This is a genomic window from Eikenella sp. NML120348 (genome assembly GCF_001648435.1).
Lineage (GTDB): Bacteria > Pseudomonadota > Gammaproteobacteria > Burkholderiales > Neisseriaceae > Eikenella > Eikenella exigua.
Genome location: NZ_LXSP01000007.1, coordinates 15,807 through 34,980, shown reverse-complemented (window position 1 = coordinate 34,980; position 19,174 = coordinate 15,807). Strand labels below are relative to the sequence as shown.

Genomic DNA, 19,174 nt, shown 5'->3' with positions numbered 1-19,174 from the left:
TTAAATAGCAAGTAATGGTTTGGCAAACTTTTTGATAGAACGATTCTGATCATATATAGTCAGAATTATTAAATATGGAATACAGACTTTTGAATTTTTGACAATAAATTGTTTGGTATAGTAGGACTACTAAGTTTTATGGCATTAATTTTAGCAGTAGACGCTTTATTGCAAAGATTTCGGGAAATCGTCATCATGAATAACATGAATAAAAAGTTACTTTCAATTTTGGTTTGTGCTTTGGCCTTATCAGCCTGCAAAAAAGACGAACTCGATGCATCCGGTAATACTGACTCAAACCAGCAGATAACTCAACCTGTGGCAAAGCAAAATGAGGGTACGACTAATCTGGACATACCGGGAATAGGAAACTCTCCCCGGAATCAAAATATTAGTGTAGGTACGGGTAATAGTAATGGAAATAGCAATGGCAACCCCAGAATTACTAATGGCAACAATTCTGGAAATAATGTTGCTAATAATGCCAATAACAATAACAGGAACGATAATAATGGAAATAACAACGTTAAAACCGTCTTCCTGAAGGAAGCAGCTGGTGATGTGCCTGGCTACGGGCGTGGTTTTTACCGTTATGGTAAAGACCCTTCCCAAATTACCGATGCCGACTTGGAAGATGCCTATCGCGCAGGCTACCACCTGATGTATATGCCGGCAGATTTATCTCAATGGCGGAATCAGGATTTGCCCCAGTCGTATCTAAATGCATTGGATCAGGGCTTATCCAGAATGAAAAATGTTAATGCCATTTTGCGTTTCTCATATGATTACACGGCAGCCGGCCAAGATACCAATCTGGCACAGGTTCGACGCCATATTGAGCAGCTGCGGCCCATTTTGGCTAGAAACCGTGACAATATTTTCGTATGGCAGGCGGGCTTCATCGGTGCATGGGGGGAATGGCATTCCTCTGCCAATCATTTGGATACAGATCAAAATAAAGCTGAAGTATTTAAGGCGTTGCTGAATGCAAACAATAACGGCATTTATGCCAAACTTCAGTTGCGTTACCCAGGCGATTTGATGGATTTTCTCAATAACAGTAATTTGCCTAAGGGGGTGGTCTTTACAGGTATGCATAATGACTGTTTTATGGCAGGAACGCACGATGTAGGTACCTATTTCCCACATAACGGGCGTTCATCCGAAGCTTTGCGTAGCTTTGTACGAGCTAATAGCATACACCAGGTATTCGGTGGCGAAACCTGTGAACCGCAAGCAGGCGCTCGTACGAGCTGTGCTGACATTTTGAGAGAGGGTCGTGAGTATCACGTATCGTATCTGAACTACGATTACCACAAAACCTTTATCAATAATTGGGAATCTGGCTCCTGTATGACAGAAGTCCGTAAGAGAATGGGCTATCGTTATGTAGTGGAAGAACTCAGTGCTTATGCTGACCAGCAAAACAGTAATATCATCCATTGGTCGGCAAAAATTGCCAACCGAGGCTGGGCTAATGCACCTGATTGGGGCTATAGACTCTATCTCGTGGTAAACGGTGAAAAGATCTTGTTGGACAAGAGATTCTCAGTGCAACCCAGCACTGCGCAAAGCTTCCGTGGCAGCTTCTTGAAGAGCCAGCTGAACGGAAAAGCGCCGATTCTGCTGATTGATACAGAAGACGCCAATTATTCCGGTCCGCATCCGCTGCAATTTGCCAATGCAGATGATGCCAACGCACAAAAAGTAAAGGACGGCTCATTCAGCACCGGGTTGGCACTCAAATGGCTGTTGTCAATCTAAGCTAATTTGGCCAACACAGCAGGGAAACTTCTGTTTTGAAGTTTCCTGCTGCCTGTTTATGACGAACAGGAACAACAGGGTTAGATTTTCAAGTAGCCTTCCCGCGCGACAGGCTACCTGAAAGCATAAATACCATAATCAAATACCCAATCTATCGAGATACGGCTATGTTCCCCAAAAAACTTTGCCGCCTTCTGCCTCGGCGCAATCGCTACTCTGTTCTTGTTTCCCACTCACTATTCTAGTCATCGCCGCCAAGCCGAAATCGAACAGTAAATCAAACTGCTTACTCCATGCAGAAGCAATTGGCCGCCGAGTTGGTCAACGGCGGCATTCGCAGCAGTCTGCAAACCGTTCAGGAAGACTACCCGAGTGTACAGGCGGTGGATGGATTTTGCTGCACACACCTCACGTTTTAAGCAGGAAGCGGTGCTGATTCCGTAAGCAGACGGCGCAGACATCCGCTGGTCGGCACATTACAATGATACGGATCAGGTGGTAGATAGCAGAGCTTTATGTTTTAAATTCAGGTGGCCTTCTCCACCAGAACAAAGCCCTGCCATTCGGCAGGGCTTTGTTGCGTTGTGTTTCAATTCTGGCTTATTCCCACTCGATCGTGGCAGGCGGTTTGCCGCTGATGTCGTACACTACGCGGTTGATGCCGCGCATTTCGTTGATGATGCGGTTGGACATTTTGCTCAGCAGCGAATAGGGCAGTTCCGCCCAGTGTGCGGTCATGAAGTCGCTGGTGATGACGGCGCGCAGGGCGACCACGTAGTCATAAGTTCGCCCATCGCCCATCACGCCCACGGATTTCACGGGCAGGAACACGGCAAATGCCTGGCTGGTGAGGTCGTACCAAGAGGTGCCGTTTTCGTCTTTATGGTTGCGCAGTTCCTGAATGAAAATGTCGTCTGCCTGGCGCAGCAGGTCGGCGTATTCGCGCTTCACTTCGCCCAGAATCCGCACGCCCAAGCCGGGGCCGGGGAAGGGGTGGCGGTACACCATTTCGCGCGGCAGGCCGAGCGCCACGCCCAGTTCGCGCACTTCGTCTTTGAACAAATCGCGCAGCGGTTCGAGCAGTTTCAGCTTCATGTTTTCAGGTAGCCCGCCCACATTGTGGTGCGATTTGATGGCGTGGGCTTTTTTGGTTTTCGCGCCGGCGGATTCAATCACGTCGGGGTAAATCGTGCCTTGCGCCAGCCATTTGGCGTTGGTGAGTTTTTTCTCTTCGGCGTCAAATACTTCGATAAATTCTGCGCCGATGATTTTGCGCTTCTGCTCGGGGTCGGTCACGCCGGCGAGTTTCGCCATAAACTGCTCGCTGGCATCCACGTGAATCACGCGTACGCCCAAGTTGTCGGCAAACATTTTCATCACGTTTTCGGCTTCGTTCAGGCGCAGCAGGCCGTGGTCGACGAATACGCAGGTGAGCTGGTCGCCGATGGCGCGGTGGATGAGCGCGGCGGCCACGGAGGAATCCACGCCGCCGGACAAGCCCAAAATCACTTCGTCGCTGCCGACTTGTTCGCGGATTTTGGCCACAGCTTCGTCGATGTAGTTCGGCATGGTCCAGCTGGGCTGTGCGCCGCAGATGTCGAGCACGAAGCGGTTGATTAGGGCGCGGCCTTGTTTGGTGTGGGTGACTTCGGGGTGGAATTGGATGCCGTAAAAGTGGCGTTCGGCGTTTTCCATCATGGCGATGGGGCAGGAGGGCGTGCTGCCGATGGTGCGGAAGTTTTCAGGCAGCCTGCACACTTTGTCGCCGTGGCTCATCCACACGTCCAAGGTGTTCGGTGCGCCGTCTTGAATGCCGCTGGTGAGCGCGCTGTCTTGCGTTTGCACTTGCGCGTAACCGAATTCGCGCTGGTTGCCGGCCCGCACTTCGCCGCCCAAATGGTGCGCCATAAACTGCATGCCGTAGCAGATGCCGAGCACGGGCACGCCCAAGTCGAACAGCCCCGTGTCGGCTTGATATTCACTGTCGTACACGGAGTTGGGGCCGCCGGAAAGGATGATGCCTTTGGGATTGAAGGCTTTGATGTCGGCCAGCGGCATGTCGTAGGGGTGCAGCTCGCAATACACATGGGCTTCGCGCACGCGGCGGGCGATGAGCTGGGCGACTTGCGAACCGAAATCGAGGATGAGGATTTTGTCGGGGCTGGTCATATCGGTATCTCTGTGTGGATTTGGATAGGATTTCTGGTTTCAGGGAGCCTCTACACGCTTTGGGCGGAAGTTCAGGCTACCTGAAATCTGGGGGTTAAGTGCGGCAGGTTGGTCGGCTTAACGGTAGCGTCGCAAGATGCGCTGAATGTGTGTGCGGCGCTGCCGGCACACCGCCGCTGTGTCTGCATCGGCGCCGGTGTCATAACGGGCGCGCTCAGCTTCCACCTGTGTGCCATTTTGCCACCACCATGCTTCTTGGTCGCGGTTGAAACATGGTTTGCTCAGCTGCATCAGTTTGTCGGCTTGCTGCTCGGCGGCTTTGGGAAGCGCGAAATTATCGTTGTCGGCACAGGCGAACAGATAAGTCATGACCTCGATACTGTCGCGGTTAATCTGCCGGCATTGCTGGGCGGTGGGCTGGGCGGCAGCGGCCAAGGGTAGCAGGGCCAATATCATCGCTAAACGTTTCATGCCTACTCCTTACGTGAGAAAAAAAGCCAAACGAAGCATTGGGATAGTGTTTTCAGGTAGCCTCACCATCATGGCAGGCTACCTGAAAACTCAAGCAAACAGTTTTTTCACTTCCGCGCCCACATCGTCGGCGCGCATGAAGGTTTCGCCGATCAGGAAGCTGTGCACGCCGTGGCTGCGCATGAATTGTACGTCTTCGCGGCTGCGGATGCCGCTTTCGGTAATCACGATGCGGTCTTCGCCGGCGATTTCTGGCAGCAAATCCAGCGTTTGCTGCAGGCTCACTTCAAAGGTGCGCAAGTTGCGGTTGTTCACACCGCGTAGCGGTGAGGAGGTAGCATCGGCGGCTACTTCTTGCTGTTGGGTGGCGAGGATGCGGGTGAGGATGCTGCTCATCGGTGGGTTTGTTCTTCGGGCAGGGCGGCGTGGCGCCGGTTGAATTGCTCTAGGGTTTCCAGATTGTGCAGAAAGCGCGAAAGCTCTCGCAGGGCGTTGGTGTATACGTCTTTTTTGAATTCAATCACTTCGTCGATGGGTGCCCAATAGTCGTGCCAGCGCCAGGCATCGAATTCCGGCTGGCTGCTGGCGCGCAGGTGCACATCGCTTTCGCGGCCGGTGAGCCGCAGCAAATACCAAATCTGTTTCTGCCCGCGATACGCGCCGCGCCATTGGCGGCGCACCCAGTTGCCGGGCACGTCGTAGCGCAGCCAGTCGCGGGTGCGGCCGAGGATTTTCACGTGATGCGGCAAAAGGCCGACTTCTTCGGCCAGCTCGCGATACATGGCGGCCTCGGGGCTTTCGCCGGGCTTGATGCCTCCCTGCGGAAACTGCCAGGAATGCTCCTGCACGCGTTTGCCCCAGAAAACTTCGTTGTGCTGGTTGGTGATGATGATGCCGACATTGGGGCGATAACCTTCTCTGTCCAACATAATATTTTTCGCCCAATTTGAATAATTTTAAACGTACGGATTTTCCCACAAAACGGCACGGCAGGCTACCTGAAAGCTTTCAGGTAGCCTGCCGCCTTGTTCCATTTTCATTTGAATCCGCTATATCTTGTTTACCTACGCGGATGATGCTGTGCTACCAGCTGTTTGAGCCGCTCGTTGGCCACGTGGGTGTAGATTTGCGTGGTGTTCAGGCTAGCGTGGCCGAGCATCATCTGCACGCTGCGCAGGTCGGCGCCGTGGTTTACCAGATGGGTGGCGAAGGCGTGGCGCAGGCCGTGCGGGCTGAGCTCGCTGATGCCGACTTCTGCGGCGTAACACTTCACCATCTGCCACACCAGCTGGCGGCTGATGCCGCTGCGTTTTTGCCCCACGAACACGAAATCGCACGGGGTGTGCTTGAGCAATTCGCCGCGCGCGGTTTTCAGGTAGCGTTCCAGCCAATGCACGGCTTCCGCGCCCAGCGGCACGATGCGCTGCTTGTTGCCCTTGCCGATTACGGTAACCACGCCGCGCTGCAAGTCTAAATCCTGCAGCTGCATTTGGGCGGCTTCGGACACGCGCAGGCCGGTGGCATACAGCGTTTCCAGCACGGCTTTGTCGCGCAGGCCGAAGATGGTTTCCGTGTCGGGCGCGGCCAACAGCGCGTCGATTTGCGCTTCGCCGATCAGCGGCGGCAGGGCGCGGCCTTGGCGCGGCGGGCGCAGGTGTTGCGCGGGGTTGTCGCTGCGGCGGTTTTGTAGCTGCAAAAAGCCGTAGAGCTGTTTGACGGCGGAGAGGGCGCGGGCTTGGGAAGCGGGTTTTTCATCCGGGGCATACACGGCATCGGCCAAGGCGTCGGCATCGGCCTGCTGCCAATCCAATCCTTGCGCGTGCAGGCGGCGGGCGACTTTTTCCAGGTCGCGCCGGTAGCCGGCCAGGGTATTGGCGGCGAGGCGGTGGGTGAGGAAGAGCTCGTCCAGCGTTTGCTCGATGGGCTCTTGCCAGGCGGCGGGCAGCGGTTTGGCCGGATTCACAATGCCACTCCTTCGTGCGCGAGCAGCCAGCGTTTCACTGCTAGGCTGCGCTCGGCATCGCCGCCCATGCTGAAGCCGCCCAGCCCGTTGGTTGAGAGCACGCGGTGGCAGGGGATCAGCAGCGGCAGCGGGTTTTTGCCGCAGGCGCCGCCCACGGGGCGCGGGTGGCTGCCGATGCGCCCGGCAATCCATTGGTAGCTGCGGGTTTCGCCGAACGGAATCTGGGCAATCTGCGCCCACACGGCCTGCTGAAACGCCGTGCCTGCGGGGGGCACAAACGGTGGCAGCGGGGCAGGGCTACCTGAAAAGTAGCTGTCCAGCCATTGTGCCAGCGGGGTTTCGTTTGGCAGTGCGGGCAGGAAGGGCGCGGCGCTGTGCTGCAGCAGGATTTCGGTGGGCAGGTCGTTGTGCAGGCGGCACAGCAGCGTGCCGAAGGGGGCTTGGTAGCAGTATTGCATGGCGGTGTTCCGCTAGGCTGTTTCACGCAGCGCGTCGAGCACGGCTTGGGCGTGGCTGGCGGTTTTCACTTTGCGCCATTCGCGCGAAATGTTGCCTTGTGCATCCAAAACGAAGGTGCTGCGTTCGATGCCGAACACTTTTTTGCCATACATGTTTTTCTCTTTGATGACATCGAACAGGCGGCACACGGTTTCATCCTTATCCGACAAGAGCGGCACTTCCAGCGCGTATTTGCATACGAATTTCTGGTGGCTGGCCACGCTGTCGCGCGATACGCCGGCTACCTGAAAACCGAGCGCCTGAAATTCGGGCAAGAGCGCACTGAATTCCTGCGCTTCGGTGGTGCAGCCTGGCGTGCTGTCTTTGGGGTAGAAATACAGCACCAGCGGCAGGTGGTCGGCGGCGGCGAAATCGTTGCCGTTTTGGTCGGGCAGGGTGAAAAGGTAATTGGTGCTCATGGCGGCTCCTAACGGGATGAAATCGGCTGGCATTATAACGTTAAACCGGGGCGTGTGTTTCAGGTAGCCTTAATGTGTGGTATAAGCACGGCGTTTTGTTTTCAACGCACACTTTAAGGATTAACCCCATGAACGCAATCGATTTGCTCACTACCCGCCGCTCGGTGCGACACCTTGCCGAACCCGCCCCTAACGATGCTCAGCTGGAAATCATTTTGCAGGCTGCCACGCAAGTGCCTGACCACTGCAACCTCACGCCGTGGCATTTTGTGGTGGTACAAAGCGAAGCGAGCCGGCCGGCATTCCGCCATATTTTGAAGCAATGTGCCGAAGAAATCGGCGGCGAAGCGGTGCGCAAGGCTGAAGTGGTGGGACAGATGGCGCCGATGGTGATCGGCGTGGTGTCCAAGCCCAAGCTGGACTGCCTCAAGCCGAAGCCAGAGTGGGAGCAGATGCTCAGCGCCGGCTGCGCTGCCTATGCCGCCCAACTGGTTGCCAAGGCGCAAGGCTTTGACAATGTGTGGATTACCGGCCTGTGGGTTAACATCGCCGCGCTGCGTGAAGCCTTCGGCCGCGGCGCACACGATAAAATCATCGGCCTGTGATGATCGGCACGGCACAGAAAGAGGCCGACGGCCCGAAAAATACGGATTTGAGCGGATTGGTCAGCCGTTGGTAATTAAGAATTTCAGGTAGCCTTTTGCCGACTCTTTACTGGGAGCAGATGGTTCCAACTTATCGTGGAATTGCAGCTGATGTGCGGGAGTCCAAGCTGCCCGTTACTTGGCTTTAGCTTTGTTGCAGCTGAAGCTTTCAGGTAGTCTGTTGCATAGCACTATCTGGATTGTCCAAACAACAAAAAGGCTACCTGAAATTTTCAGGTAGCCTTTTATTATTCAGCTTAATGCCAATCTTACTTGGCAGCTTGGTCTACGCGTTCGCGCAACTCCTTGCCGGCTTTGAAATGTGGCACGTATTTTTCAGGTACGTTTACTTTCTCGCCGGTTTTCGGGTTGCGGCCGATACGTGCCGGACGGTGGTTCAGGTCGAAACTGCCAAACCCACGAATCTCGATACGCTGACCACGAGCCAGTGCCCGGGTCATGGCGTCTACCAAAACCTTCACGCTTTGCTCCACATCCTTAACAGTTAGGCGGGAATGCCCTTGAGCCAGGTACTTCTCGGCCAGATGGCCCATCAACTCTGATTTGGTCATTTTGTGCTATCCTTATTCATTTTCGCCGCCAAGCTTGGCCTTGAGCAAATCGCCCAGGCTGGTGGTGCCGGCATGGCTAGCCGCTGCGTTCACGGTGTTGAGCGCTTCGCGGTTTTCTTTGGCAGTGCGGGCTTTTACTGACAGCTTGATATTGCGGTTTTTGCGGTCTACAGTAACGATGACAGCTTCCACTTCGTCGCCTTCTTTAAGCTTGGTGGTTAAGTCTTCCACGCGCTCACTGTCGAATTCGGAAGCGGGTAGGTAGGCTACCACTTCATCGGCCAGCTGCACTTCGGCACCTTTGGCTTCAACGGATTTCACGGTGCCTTTCACCAAGGCGCCTTTGTCGTTGATGCTGATGTAGCTGCCGAAGGGGTCGCCTTCGAGCTGTTTGATGCCCAAGCTGATGCGTTCTTTCTCTACATCGATAGACAATACAACGGCTTCCACATCCTCGCCTTTTTTGTATTTACGTACGGCTTCTTCGCCGCTTTCGCTCCAAGAAAGGTCGGAGAGGTGTACCAGGCCGTCGATGTTGCCGGGCAGGCCCACAAAAATACCGAAATCGGTGATGGATTTAACTGCGCCGGTGAGTTTGTCGCCTTTGTTGAAGTTGGCGGCAAATTCTTCCCACGGATTAGCCTGGCATTGTTTCATGCCCAGGCTGATGCGGCGGCGGTCTTCGTCGATATCCAGAATCATCACTTCTACTTCGTCGCCCAGCTGAACCACTTTGCTCGGGTGAACGTTTTTGTTGGTCCAGTCCATTTCGGAAACGTGTACCAAGCCTTCGATACCCTGTTCGATTTCAACGAACGCGCCGTAATCGGTGAGGTTGGACACCTTGCCGAACAGGCGGGTGCGGGCAGGGTAACGGCGGGCGAGGCCGCTCCAGGGATCTTCACCCAGCTGTTTCATACCCAAAGATACGCGGCTGCGGTCTTGGTCAAATTTCAATACTTTAGCTTCTACTTCCTGGCCCACTTCCAGCACTTCGCTGGGGTGTTTTACGCGGCGCCATGCTAAATCGGTGATGTGCAACAGGCCGTCGATACCGCCCAAGTCTACGAATGCACCGTAGTCGGTAATGTTCTTCACGATACCTTTCACCACGGTGCCTTCCTGCAAGCTTTCCAGCAGGGCCTGGCGCTCTTCGCCCAGGGTTTCTTCCAATACAGCGCGGCGGGATACCACTATGTTGTTGCGTTTTCTATCCAGCTTAATCACTTTGAATTCAACTTCTTTGCCTTCAAAGTGAGAAGTGTCTTTCACCGGGCGCACATCTACCAAAGAGCCGGGCAGGAAGGCACGGATGCTGTTGATCATCACGGTGAGGCCGCCTTTGACCTTGCCGTTGATCACGCCGGAGAGGATCTCGCCGCTTTCCATGGCTTCTTCCAAAGCCAGCCAATCGGCAGCGCGTTTGGCTTTTTCGCGGGAGAGTTTGGTTTCGCCGAAGCCGTTTTCTACGGATTCGATGGTTACGGTAACGAAATCGCCGACGTTAACTTCCAGTTCGCCTTGGGTGTTTTTGAATTCGTTCAAATCAATCAGGGATTCGGATTTCAGGCCGGCGTTCACGATAACGTGTTTGTCGGTAATCGCCACCACTTCGGCGGTAATCACCTCGCCCTGATTCATTTCTTGTACGGCTGAGTATTCTTCCAGTAACTGGGCAAAATTTTCCATAAGGTTTTGTCTTTTCCACGCACGGCCAAGGAGTGCGGAGGGTTGGAGTTGATAGAAGCCTGCCACCCTTGGCGCGGCAGGCGTGAGTTAAATCAATTGTTTATGCAACACAGCCGCGCCCAAGCGGAGCGGATGCGCCGAAAACGCAGCATTATACAGTAACTTTATTTTTCCCGATACCAATCAAGCACTTTTTTTACCGATTCTTCAATCGTCAGCGCCGAAGTGTCGAGCAGATGGGCTTCAGGTAGCTTTTGCAGCGGCGCAACGGCGCGGTTGCGGTCGGCTTCGTCGCGCGCTTCGATGTCGGCCAAAATACGCTCGAAACCCGCGCCCGCAAGCGGTACGCCGATTTGTTTGGCACGGCGTTCGGCACGCACCTGTGGTGAAGCAGTGAGGAAAACCTTGAGCACGGCATCGGGGAATACCACCGAGCCCATATCACGCCCGTCGGCCACCAGCCCCTGTTCGGTTAGAAACGCGCGCTGCCGCTGCAGCAAAGCCGTGCGCACCGCCGGCAACGCCGCCACCCGTGATGCACCCATGCCGATTTCCTCGCTGCGGATGGCGGCGGAAACATCTTCCCCGTCCAACAGCACCGCGCCCTCGACAAACTCTGCCGGCAAAGCCTGCGCCAGCGCGGCCACTGCAGCTTCGTTATCCCAAGCGGTTCGGCGGTTGCGCGCATAGAGCGCGGTGATGCGGTAGAGCGCGCCCGAATCCAGATAACGCCAGCCCAAGGCATCCGCCACCCGCTGTGCCACCGTGCCTTTCCCCGATGCGCTTGGCCCGTCGATTGCGATTACTTTTTGCGGCATAGCTGTCTCCGAAAAAAACGCCATCTTACCCGAGATTGCCGATGAACGGGGCAGGGATGGCGCAGATAGGGGAGGTGTGGGCAGAAAAGGCTACCTGAAAAATGGGGCGGCTAAATGGTAGGAAACAGATTTTCAGGTAGCCTTTAAGACTGTTTTGGCAGGGCGCGGAACTTGTGCACATGGGTAGTATTTCTAAATTGAGTGCGCCTCTACAGCATGCGTCTAGCCATGCAGATTCTGCTTTTTCCATTTGCGGATGTGCACTCGGAAGTTGGTAAACGGTGCAACCGTATTGATGTGCACCCATTTCCAGATCGGCCATTTTGCCTGGTTGTCTGCCCATTTGCGCTGGTTGGGTTTAAATAACTCCTGTTCGGACAGTGTTCTCAGCCATGTACAGATTTGGGCAACCTGCTCGCGCAGTTGGGCTTGCGCCTCCTGCAGCGTGAGGCTGCCGTATTGCCGGTAAAACTGCTGGTACAGCCCGCCCAAATCGTTCCATTTGTAGCCTTCGGCGGGCGTATGAACGGTTTGACCTGCCTGCTCGTCTCGCTCCCATTGCAACAGCAGGCCGGTCCAACCGAGCTGGTAGGCCAGATGTTCGGCCGGAGTTTTGCCATCGGGCACAGCACGGCGGTGTTTGTCGGCTTCGGCAATGTCGGCAAATTCAGCGAGGTATTTGTCTAGCGCGGTGTGGATGGCCGTAATCAGTGCGGCGGCGTTGGCGTAGGTTTTCATGGAGCTGTCTTTGTGTTGATTTGCGTGCATACAATTTGGGTTATCACTTAGCCAAACCATCATGCGCCCAAGTGGGTTACAGATAAGGGAACAGGTTTCCAGGCAGCCTTTTAATCCGCTCCCCCCCCCCCCCCAGCATCCCCAGCAACTCCTCCTCGCTCAACACGGCCACGCCCAGCGTCTGTGCTTTTTCCAGTTTGCTGCCTGCGGCTTCGCCCGCCACCACGAAATCGGTTTTTTTGGACACGCTGCCGCTCACTTTGCCGCCGGCGGCTTCGATGAGGGCGGCGGCTTGGTCGCGTTTCAGGGTGGGCAGGGTGCCGGTCAGGACAAAGGTTTTGCCGGCGATTGGGCTGTTTTCGGGGTGCAGGCTGCCTGAAACGTCGCCTGTGCTGTTTTCAGGTAGCCCTTCGGTGAAGGCGGTGATTTCTTGCAGCAAGGCGGCGTGTGCAGGCTGCTTGCGCCAGTCTTGCCATTCTTGCGGCAGGGCTTGGTCGGTTTGCAGGGCGTGCAGGCTGCCTGCGAGTTGCCAGAGTTCGGCGGCGCGTTTTTCGCTGAGTTTGATGTTTGGCAGGCGTTGCAGCCATTGTTTGGGCGCGGCGTGGGCGCGGGTTTGGGGCGACGGGGCAGCGGCTTGGGGGGCGACGTGTTGCAATAGGTCGTCCAGCATTTTTTGCTGTGCAGGCTGCCTGAAATAGTGGGTGATGGCGTGGGCGACGACGCTGCCGATGTCGGGCAGGCAGGCGAGTATGGGTTCGGGGGCGCGGCGCACGGTGTCGAGATTGCCGAATGCGGCGGCCAGCTGTTTGGCGGTGCTTTCGCCGACGTGGCGGATGCCGAGGGCGAACAGGAAGCGGGCGAGCGGCGGGGTGCGGCTTTGGGCGATGCTGTCCAAGATGTTTTGCGCCCATTTGGTGGCGGCGGATTTGCTGTCTTTGATGGTTTGCAGTTTGGCGATATCCAGTTGATAAATATCGGTAAAACTGTGCAATACGTCGGCGGCGACGAGGGCTTCGATTTGTTTGTCGCCCAGCCCGGCGATGTCCATGGCTTTGCGGCTGGCGAAGTGGATAAGCCCTTGTGCGCGCTGGGCTTGGCAGAGCATGCCGCCGGTGCAGCGGGCAACGGCTTCGCCTGCTTCGCGTTCGACGGCGCTGCCGCACACGGGGCAGGTTTCAGGTAGCCTGAACGGCTCGTACTTCGCTTCCATTTGTTCGCCCAATAAATCAACGGGCTGCATCGGGCGGCGTTCGGGCAGCACGCGCACCACTTCGGGAATCACGTCGCCTGCGCGGCGCACGACCACGGTGTCGCCCACGCGCACGTCTTTGCGCGCCACTTCGTCTTGGTTGTGCAGCGTGGCGTTGGTCACGGTAACGCTGCCCACGAACACGGGCGCAAGCCGTGCCACGGGGGTAACCGCGCCGGTGCGGCCGACCTGCACGTCAATCGCTTCCACGGTGGTGAGCGCTTCTTCGGCGGGGAATTTGTGCGCAATCGCCCAACGCGGCGCGCGCGACACGAAGCCGAGTTGTTGCTGTTCGTCCAACGAGTTCACTTTGACGACCATGCCGTCGATTTCATACGGCAGGCGGGGGCGGTGTTCGGCCAGCCGTTCGTATTCGCGCAACACGGCCGCCGCGCCGGTGTACGCGCCGAAATAGCCTTCGGGCAGCGAAAAGCCGAGTTCGTGCAGCAGCGCGAGTTCTTCGATGTGGCTTTCAGGTAGCCTTTGGATGCCGGAAAGCTGGGCGATGCCGTACGCGAAAAAATGCAGTTTGCGCTGCGCGGTGATTTTGGAATCGAGCTGGCGCAGGCTGCCTGCGGCGGCATTGCGCGGGTTGACGAAGGGCTTCTGCCCAGCCTCAAATTGGCACTCGTTGAGCGCGGCAAAATCGGCTTTGAGCATCAGTACTTCGCCGCGTACTTCAATGGTTTCGGGCAGTGTGTCGCCGTGCAGTTTCAGCGGGATATTGCGCACGGTTTTGATGTTTTCGGTAACGTTTTCGCCCGTGGTGCCGTCACCGCGCGTGGCCGCCTGCACCAGTACGCAGTTTTGATACAGCAGGCTGACGGCCAGCCCGTCAAACTTCGGCTCGGCGGCGTATTCAACCTGCGATACGCCCAATTCCTTGCACACGCGCTCGTCAAACGCCAAAAATTCGGCGTGGTCGAACGCGCCCGTTTCGTCGTCGCGCGGCGAAAACGCGTTGTTCAGCGACAACATCGGCACGGCGTGCACCACGGTTTCAAAGCCGTCCAGCACCGCGCCGCCCACCCGCTGCGTGGGGCTTTCGGGCAGCCTGAACTGCGGGTATTCGGCTTCCAGGGCTTCCAGCTCGCGGTAGAGCCGGTCGTATTCGGCATCGGGCACGCTGGGCGCGTCCAAAGTGTAGTATTCATGGGCGTAGCGGTTGAGCGTTTGCACGAGGGTGCGGATGCGGTGTTGAGGGGTGGACATGGTGGCGGGTGGTGTGAACAAAAAAGACGGCGCATATTATCACGCGCCCAAGGGGAAGAGGCTACCTGAAAGGAAGGAATAAAGGCTTTCAGGTAGCCTGTATAATACGCGGCATCTCTAAAGAAGGAGCCTGCCATGGCCGAACTGAACGACCATACCTACGAGCAAATCACCGCGCTGTGCGAACAAGGCGACGAGCTGGCCGATGCGGAGCGCTATGCCGAAGCCATCGAACGTTTTTGGCAGGCATGGGATTTGCTGCCCGAGCCGCAAACCGAATGGGAAGCCGCCACTTGGATACTGGCTGCGGTGGGCGACACCGAATTTTTGCGCGGCAGCCACGAAGCCGCCCGCGAAGCCCTCAGCCACGCCATGCGCTGCCCAGATGCCATCGGCAACCCCTTTTTGCATTTGCGGCTCGGCCAGGCGCAATTTGAGTTGGGCAACTTCGAGCGCGCCGCCGACGAACTCATTCGCGCCTACGCGTTGGGCGAAGAGGAAATGTGGGCGGGCGAAGACCCGAAATACCTCGACTTCCTTGCCACTGTGTGCGAGGACATCGAAAACTACAGCCGTAAACATTGAGCCGCGTTGTTTTGCCATTTAAGGCTACCTGAAAGCACAGCTTCAATGAAGTTATAGTGAATTAAATTTAAACCAGTACAGCGTTAGCTCGCCTTGCCGTACTATTTGTACTGTCTGCGGCTCGCCGCCTTGTCCTGATTTAAATTTAATTCACTATAAAACAAGGCTTTCGCAGGAGGCTGAGTTTCTGCGGAGCAGGCCGAGGCCGCAACGAATTGAAGCAAGCCGAGTTTCTGCATAGTTAAACTGTAAGCTATTGTTTCCATATAGCCAGCAACTTTCAGGTAGCCTCTTACCCTATGGATTGATAAACCACCCATGCCCCCACGTTCCCGCCCGCTCACCCCCGCCGAAACCAAACTCGCCCGCAGCGTGTTTGGCAGCGGGTTGCGTTATGAACGCATCCGCCTGCACGGCGGCGCGTGGTGGCTGCTTACCCGCAATATTGCCATTGCCCCTTCGGCCACGTTTACTTCCCCGCCAACCGCTTCTGCCCCGATTTCGCCAAGCGCCCCTTGATCGAACGCGCCTGGCTGGTGCACGAGCTGACGCATGTTTGGCAGCATCAAAACGGCTTCCCCGTGTGGCTTGGCGGCAGTTTGCAGGCTTTGCGTTTGGGCTACCTGAAAAATCGCGCCTACCGCCTGCCCATGCTCGATACCGTACCGCACTTAAACCGCCTCAATATGGAGCAGCAGGCTGAAATCTTCGCCCTGTATTACCGCGCCGCTCTTTGCTGCGACCCAGTGGCCACCCCCTACCTGCTGCAGCTGCAACGCCTGTTGCAGCCGTTTTTCGCCAATCCGAAAAGCCGCGAACTATGGCCGAAGTGGTTTTGAGGGCGGGAGTGTAGCTGTTTTTTCAGGTAGCTTTTTGTGGGTGATGGAAAGGCTACCTGAAAATATCCAGCTTAGACTTTTTTCTCCTATCCATTTGTTTATAAAGATGGGAAATGGTTGAAACTAGGAAGAAATTTTAAAACTGACTCAATAATTTGAAAAATAATAGAAAATCAAGCTGTTTGCATTAATTGCATTCTTGCAAAGCAGCAGATTTATCGCTTGCATATTGCCGTGCCGCAAACTTACTCACTGAGAAATTTTACGCATGGTGTTTTATTATTCACCTACTTTTGAAGGAGTATCCATAAACACCATTCCACCTCTCCGGCTACCCGCGCATCGGCACGAAGCGCGAGCTGAAATTTGTTGTTGAAGCCTTTTGGAAGGGTGTGAAATGCGAGGCTGAGATTTAAGCTGTAGCGGTCGACATTTGTCGCATCAACTTGGCCACCCCAAAGCTACTGGTGCGGATTTGCTGTGTATTCTGGGCGGTATTCCCTCTCGTTTCGGCTTCGACGCAGCCAAACTAACCCTGCCGGAATACTTCCAGCTGGCACGCGGCAACGCCACCCAGTTTGCGATGGAAATGACCAAATGGTTCGACACCAACTACCACTTCATCGTGCCCGAATGGTCGGCCGATACTGAATTTAAGGTAAACGCCAAAAACCTGATTGCGCAAATTAAAGAAGCCAAAGCGCAAGGCCATGACATCAAGCCCACGCTGGTGGGCCCGGTTACGCTGGCTTGGTTGGGCAAGAAAAAAGAGGACTTCGGCTGCCGCGTAACCAAACTGCTGCTGCCCAAATTGCTGCCTGCTTATGCACAACTCTTGCGCGAGCTGGCTGTCGAAGGCGTGGATTGGATTCAGATTGACGAACCGATTTTGGCTGCCGAAGCTTCACAAGTGTGGCTGGACGCATTCGCCCCCGTGTATCAGGAACTGGCCAACACCGGTGTGCGCATCGTTGTCGGCACTTATTTCGCCTCCGTGGCTGAACATCTGAACTTGCTGAAATCCCTGCCCGTACACAGTGTGCACATCGATTGCGTGCGCGCACCGGAGCAGCTCTCCGTGTTTGCCGACGGCTGGCCGGACAACCGCGTGCTGTCTGTGGGCTTGATTGACGGCCGCAACGTATGGCGCGCCAACCTGAACAAGGTAATCGACACGCTCGAGCCCGTGAAAGCCAAATTCGGCAATAATATTGTGGATTGCCTCCTCCTGCTCGCTGCTGCACAGCCCGCAAGACTTGGCCGTGGAAGAAAAACTGGACGGCGAAATCAAATCTTGGATGGCTTTTGCCGCACAGAAACTGGTGGAACTGGGCGTGGTGAAACAAGCGCTGGCACACGGCAAATCTGCTGTTCAGGTAGCCTTGAACGAATCCGATGCCGCTGCCGCCGACCGCGCCACCAACAAGAAAATCCACAATGCAGCCGTGCAAAAACGCGTGGCCGACCTGCCCAAAGGCGCCGATCAACGCAAATCGCCGTTTGCCCAGCGCATTAAGGCACAGCAGGAATGGATGAAGCTGCCCGTGCTGCCCACCACCACCATCGGCTCCTTCCCGCAAACCACCGAAATCCGCCAAGCGCGCGCCGCGTTCAAGAAAGGCGAGCTCTCCGCTGCCGACTACGATGCCGCGATGAAGAAAGAAATCGCCTACTGCGTGGAAATCCAAGAGAAATTGGAACTGGACGTGCCCGTACACGGCGAAGCCGAGCGCAACGATATGGTGGAAGACTTCGGCGAACAGCTGGCCGGTTACTGCTTCAGCCAATTCGGCTGAGTGCAGAGCTACGGCAGCCGCTGCATGAAACCGCCGATTATTTTCGGCGATGTATCCCGCCCGAATCCGATGACCGTTTATTGGTCTACCTACGCGCAAAGCCTCACCAAACGCCCGATGAAAGGCATGCTCACCGGCCCGGTAACCATGTTTAAATGGTCGTTTGTGCGCGACGACGTGCCGCTGAGCGTGGTGGCTAAGCAAATCGCACTGGCGCTGAACGATGAAGTGCTGGATTTGGAAAAAGCCGGCATCAAGGTTATCCAGATCGACGAGCCCGCCATCCGCGAAGCCATGCCGCTGAAAAAAGCGCAGTGGGACGAATACCTGGCCTGGGCTTGCGAAGTCTTCCGCTTGAGCAGCACCGGCGCGGAAGACGGCACCCAAATCCACACCCATATGTGCTATTCCGAGTTCAACGACATCCTGCCCGCTATCGCCAGCATGGATGCAGACGTGATTACCATTGAAACTTCACGTTCCGACATGGAATTGCTCACCGCGTTCAGCGACTTCAAATACCTGAACGACATCAGCCCCGGCGTGTACGACATCCACAGCCCGCGCGTGCCCACCGAAGCCGAAGTGGAACGCCTGCTGCGCAAAGCCATGGAAGTGGTGCCCGTAGAGCGCCTGTGGGTCAACCCCGACTGCGGCCTGAAAACCCGTGGCTGGAAAGAAACCTTGGAACAGCTTGAAGTGATGATGGAGGTTACCAAGAAACTGCGCAAGGAATTGGCGGATAAAAACGTTACCCGCTAAATACTGAGGCAGTTGGAATAATAGGCTACCTGAAAATGAGCGACGCGAATTTCTGCGAAGCCAAAATTTTTGGATGCTTTAAAGATAGTCGGCCAGATTGCCCAATGCACTTTGCCAATCGCTGGGGGCGATGCCGAAGGCGGTGTGGATTTTGCTACAGTCAAGGTGGGAGTCGGCGGGGCGGCGGGCAGGAGTGGGATAGTCGGCGGTGGTGATGGCATGTAGTTCGGGCACGCGGGGCAGGATGCCTTGCTCGGCGGCGCGGCGGAAGATTTCGGCGGCAAAGCCGTGCCAGGTGGTGTAGGGGCTACCTGAAAAGTGGTAGAGGCCGTAGGGGCAGTTTTCGGTTTGGGTGCGCCCGGCGATGTGCAGCAGGGCGGCGGCGATGTGGCCGGCATAGGTGGGGGCGCCGCTTTGGTCGGCTACGATGCCGAGGCTGTCGCGTTCGCGGCCGAGGCGGAGCATGGTTTTCACGAAGTTGTGGCCGTGTTCGCCAAACACCCAGGCGGTGCGCAGGATGATGTGGCGCGGGCAGGTTGCCTGCACGGCTTGTTCGCCGGCCAGTTTGCTTTGACCGTATACCGTTTGGGGATCGGGAGTGTCGGTTTCGAGGTAGGGGCGTTCGGTGCGGCCGTTGAAAACGTAGTCGGTGGAAATATGCAGGATGGCGGCGTTTACGGCGTGGGCGGCGCGGGCAAGGTTTTCGGCACCTTCGGCGTTGGCGGCATAGGCGGCGGCCGGTTCGCTTTCGGCTTTATCCACGGCGGTATAGGCGGCGGCATTGATGATCACGGCGGGCTGCTCGCGCTCGACGGCTTGCAATACGGCGGCACGGTCGGCGATGTCCAGCTCGCTGCGGTCGTAAGCGGCTACCTGAAAATTGTGGGCGGCGGCCTGCTGGATGAGGGCTTGGCCAACTTGGCCATGGTGGCCGGTGATGAAGAGTTTCATGGTTAGGTTGGTTTCAGGTAGCCTTATTTGCTTTG

18 protein-coding genes and 2 pseudogenes are annotated in these 19,174 nt (G+C 56.2%); 7 read left to right on the top strand and 13 right to left on the bottom strand.

Translation table 11 applies throughout. From position 1 onward, the window contains the following. The first annotated feature begins 138 nt into the window (after nucleotides 1-138). Together A7P99_RS08885 and A7P99_RS10610 are read left to right on the top strand one after the other, a co-directional pair. Nucleotides 139-1,764, top strand: coding sequence for a DUF4874 domain-containing protein (locus A7P99_RS08885; protein ID WP_067448500.1), 1,626 nt, complete (start codon nucleotides 139-141; stop codon nucleotides 1,762-1,764). 293 nt (nucleotides 1,765-2,057) lie between these two features. Continuing rightward, nucleotides 2,058-2,183, top strand: a complete 126-nt coding sequence (locus A7P99_RS10610; RefSeq protein ID WP_255361310.1) for a hypothetical protein — start codon at nucleotides 2,058-2,060, stop codon at nucleotides 2,181-2,183. A gap of 181 nt (nucleotides 2,184-2,364) precedes the next feature. On the opposite strand, the gene guaA is transcribed toward A7P99_RS10610, so the two are convergent. The 7 genes from guaA to A7P99_RS08850 form a co-directional block, all read right to left on the bottom strand. Then, entirely contained in the window at nucleotides 2,365-3,933 is a 1,569-nt protein-coding gene (guaA, locus tag A7P99_RS08880; RefSeq protein WP_067448498.1) for a glutamine-hydrolyzing GMP synthase, read from the bottom strand. Nucleotides 3,934-4,050: 117 nt separating this feature from the next. Continuing rightward, nucleotides 4,051-4,404, bottom strand: a complete 354-nt coding sequence (locus A7P99_RS08875; protein ID WP_067448496.1) for a hypothetical protein — start codon at nucleotides 4,402-4,404, stop codon at nucleotides 4,051-4,053. 90 nt (nucleotides 4,405-4,494) lie between these two features. Next, nucleotides 4,495-4,800 carry a hypothetical protein gene (locus A7P99_RS08870; protein ID WP_067448494.1) on the bottom strand — a complete coding sequence of 102 codons (306 nt, stop codon included), beginning with the start codon at nucleotides 4,798-4,800 and terminating at the stop codon, nucleotides 4,495-4,497. Continuing rightward, nucleotides 4,797-5,333, bottom strand: coding sequence for an RNA pyrophosphohydrolase (locus A7P99_RS08865; protein WP_067528743.1), 537 nt, complete (start codon nucleotides 5,331-5,333; stop codon nucleotides 4,797-4,799). Before A7P99_RS08865 ends, A7P99_RS08870 begins: the two co-directional genes overlap by 4 nt. A 131-nt stretch (nucleotides 5,334-5,464) precedes the next feature. Next, nucleotides 5,465-6,370, bottom strand: coding sequence for a site-specific tyrosine recombinase XerD (xerD, locus tag A7P99_RS08860; RefSeq protein WP_067448622.1), 906 nt, complete (start codon nucleotides 6,368-6,370; stop codon nucleotides 5,465-5,467). Beyond that, nucleotides 6,364-6,825: a methylated-DNA--[protein]-cysteine S-methyltransferase gene (locus tag A7P99_RS08855; RefSeq protein ID WP_067448490.1), complete on the bottom strand. Its 462-nt coding sequence runs from the start codon at nucleotides 6,823-6,825 to the stop codon at nucleotides 6,364-6,366. Before A7P99_RS08855 ends, xerD begins: the two co-directional genes overlap by 7 nt. A 12-nt stretch (nucleotides 6,826-6,837) precedes the next feature. Continuing rightward, nucleotides 6,838-7,284 carry a peroxiredoxin gene (locus A7P99_RS08850; RefSeq protein WP_067448488.1) on the bottom strand — a complete coding sequence of 149 codons (447 nt, stop codon included), beginning with the start codon at nucleotides 7,282-7,284 and terminating at the stop codon, nucleotides 6,838-6,840. Nucleotides 7,285-7,412: 128 nt separating this feature from the next. Here A7P99_RS08850 and A7P99_RS08845 point away from each other — a divergent pair. Continuing rightward, nucleotides 7,413-7,963 (top strand): annotated as a pseudogene (locus tag A7P99_RS08845) (nitroreductase family protein). Between the two features lie 234 nt (nucleotides 7,964-8,197). Here A7P99_RS08845 and A7P99_RS08840 read toward each other — a convergent pair. From A7P99_RS08840 to ligA, 5 genes are all read right to left on the bottom strand, one after another. After that, nucleotides 8,198-8,500, bottom strand: coding sequence for an integration host factor subunit beta (locus A7P99_RS08840; protein WP_067448486.1), 303 nt, complete (start codon nucleotides 8,498-8,500; stop codon nucleotides 8,198-8,200). Between the two features lie 12 nt (nucleotides 8,501-8,512). After that, nucleotides 8,513-10,189: a 30S ribosomal protein S1 gene (gene rpsA, locus A7P99_RS08835; RefSeq protein WP_067528742.1), complete on the bottom strand. Its 1,677-nt coding sequence runs from the start codon at nucleotides 10,187-10,189 to the stop codon at nucleotides 8,513-8,515. A gap of 164 nt (nucleotides 10,190-10,353) precedes the next feature. Then, a complete protein-coding gene (gene cmk / locus A7P99_RS08830) occupies nucleotides 10,354-11,007 on the bottom strand; it encodes a (d)CMP kinase (RefSeq protein WP_231863753.1) in 654 nt (217 codons plus the stop codon). A 222-nt stretch (nucleotides 11,008-11,229) separates the two neighbouring features. Further along, entirely contained in the window at nucleotides 11,230-11,775 is a 546-nt protein-coding gene (locus A7P99_RS08825; RefSeq protein ID WP_197481768.1) for a ClbS/DfsB family four-helix bundle protein, read from the bottom strand. A 46-nt stretch (nucleotides 11,776-11,821) separates the two neighbouring features. Then, complete coding sequence (ligA, locus tag A7P99_RS08820) at nucleotides 11,822-14,206, bottom strand: NAD-dependent DNA ligase LigA (protein ID WP_067687259.1); 2,385 nt, start codon at nucleotides 14,204-14,206, stop codon at nucleotides 11,822-11,824. Between the two features lie 135 nt (nucleotides 14,207-14,341). Here ligA and A7P99_RS08815 point away from each other — a divergent pair, with 135 nt between their 5' ends. From A7P99_RS08815 to metE, 4 genes and pseudogenes are all read left to right on the top strand, one after another. Beyond that, nucleotides 14,342-14,791 carry a hypothetical protein gene (locus A7P99_RS08815; RefSeq protein WP_067528734.1) on the top strand — a complete coding sequence of 150 codons (450 nt, stop codon included), beginning with the start codon at nucleotides 14,342-14,344 and terminating at the stop codon, nucleotides 14,789-14,791. Between the two features lie 318 nt (nucleotides 14,792-15,109). Then, nucleotides 15,110-15,310 carry a hypothetical protein gene (locus A7P99_RS08805; protein ID WP_067687256.1) on the top strand — a complete coding sequence of 67 codons (201 nt, stop codon included), beginning with the start codon at nucleotides 15,110-15,112 and terminating at the stop codon, nucleotides 15,308-15,310. Further along, the gene (locus A7P99_RS08800; RefSeq protein ID WP_197481767.1) at nucleotides 15,217-15,630 is read left to right on the top strand and encodes a type IV secretion protein Rhs; all 414 of its coding nucleotides are present in this window, start codon (nucleotides 15,217-15,219) and stop codon (nucleotides 15,628-15,630) included. Before A7P99_RS08805 ends, A7P99_RS08800 begins: the two co-directional genes overlap by 94 nt. A 317-nt stretch (nucleotides 15,631-15,947) precedes the next feature. After that, nucleotides 15,948-18,188, top strand: a pseudogene (metE, locus tag A7P99_RS08795) (5-methyltetrahydropteroyltriglutamate--homocysteine S-methyltransferase); the annotation flags it as partial. 78 nt (nucleotides 18,189-18,266) lie between these two features. Here the strand turns inward: metE and rfbD are convergent. Beyond that, the gene (gene rfbD / locus A7P99_RS08790) at nucleotides 18,267-19,139 is read right to left on the bottom strand and encodes a dTDP-4-dehydrorhamnose reductase (RefSeq protein WP_067528732.1); all 873 of its coding nucleotides are present in this window, start codon (nucleotides 19,137-19,139) and stop codon (nucleotides 18,267-18,269) included. Nucleotides 19,140-19,174 lie beyond the last annotated feature (35 nt).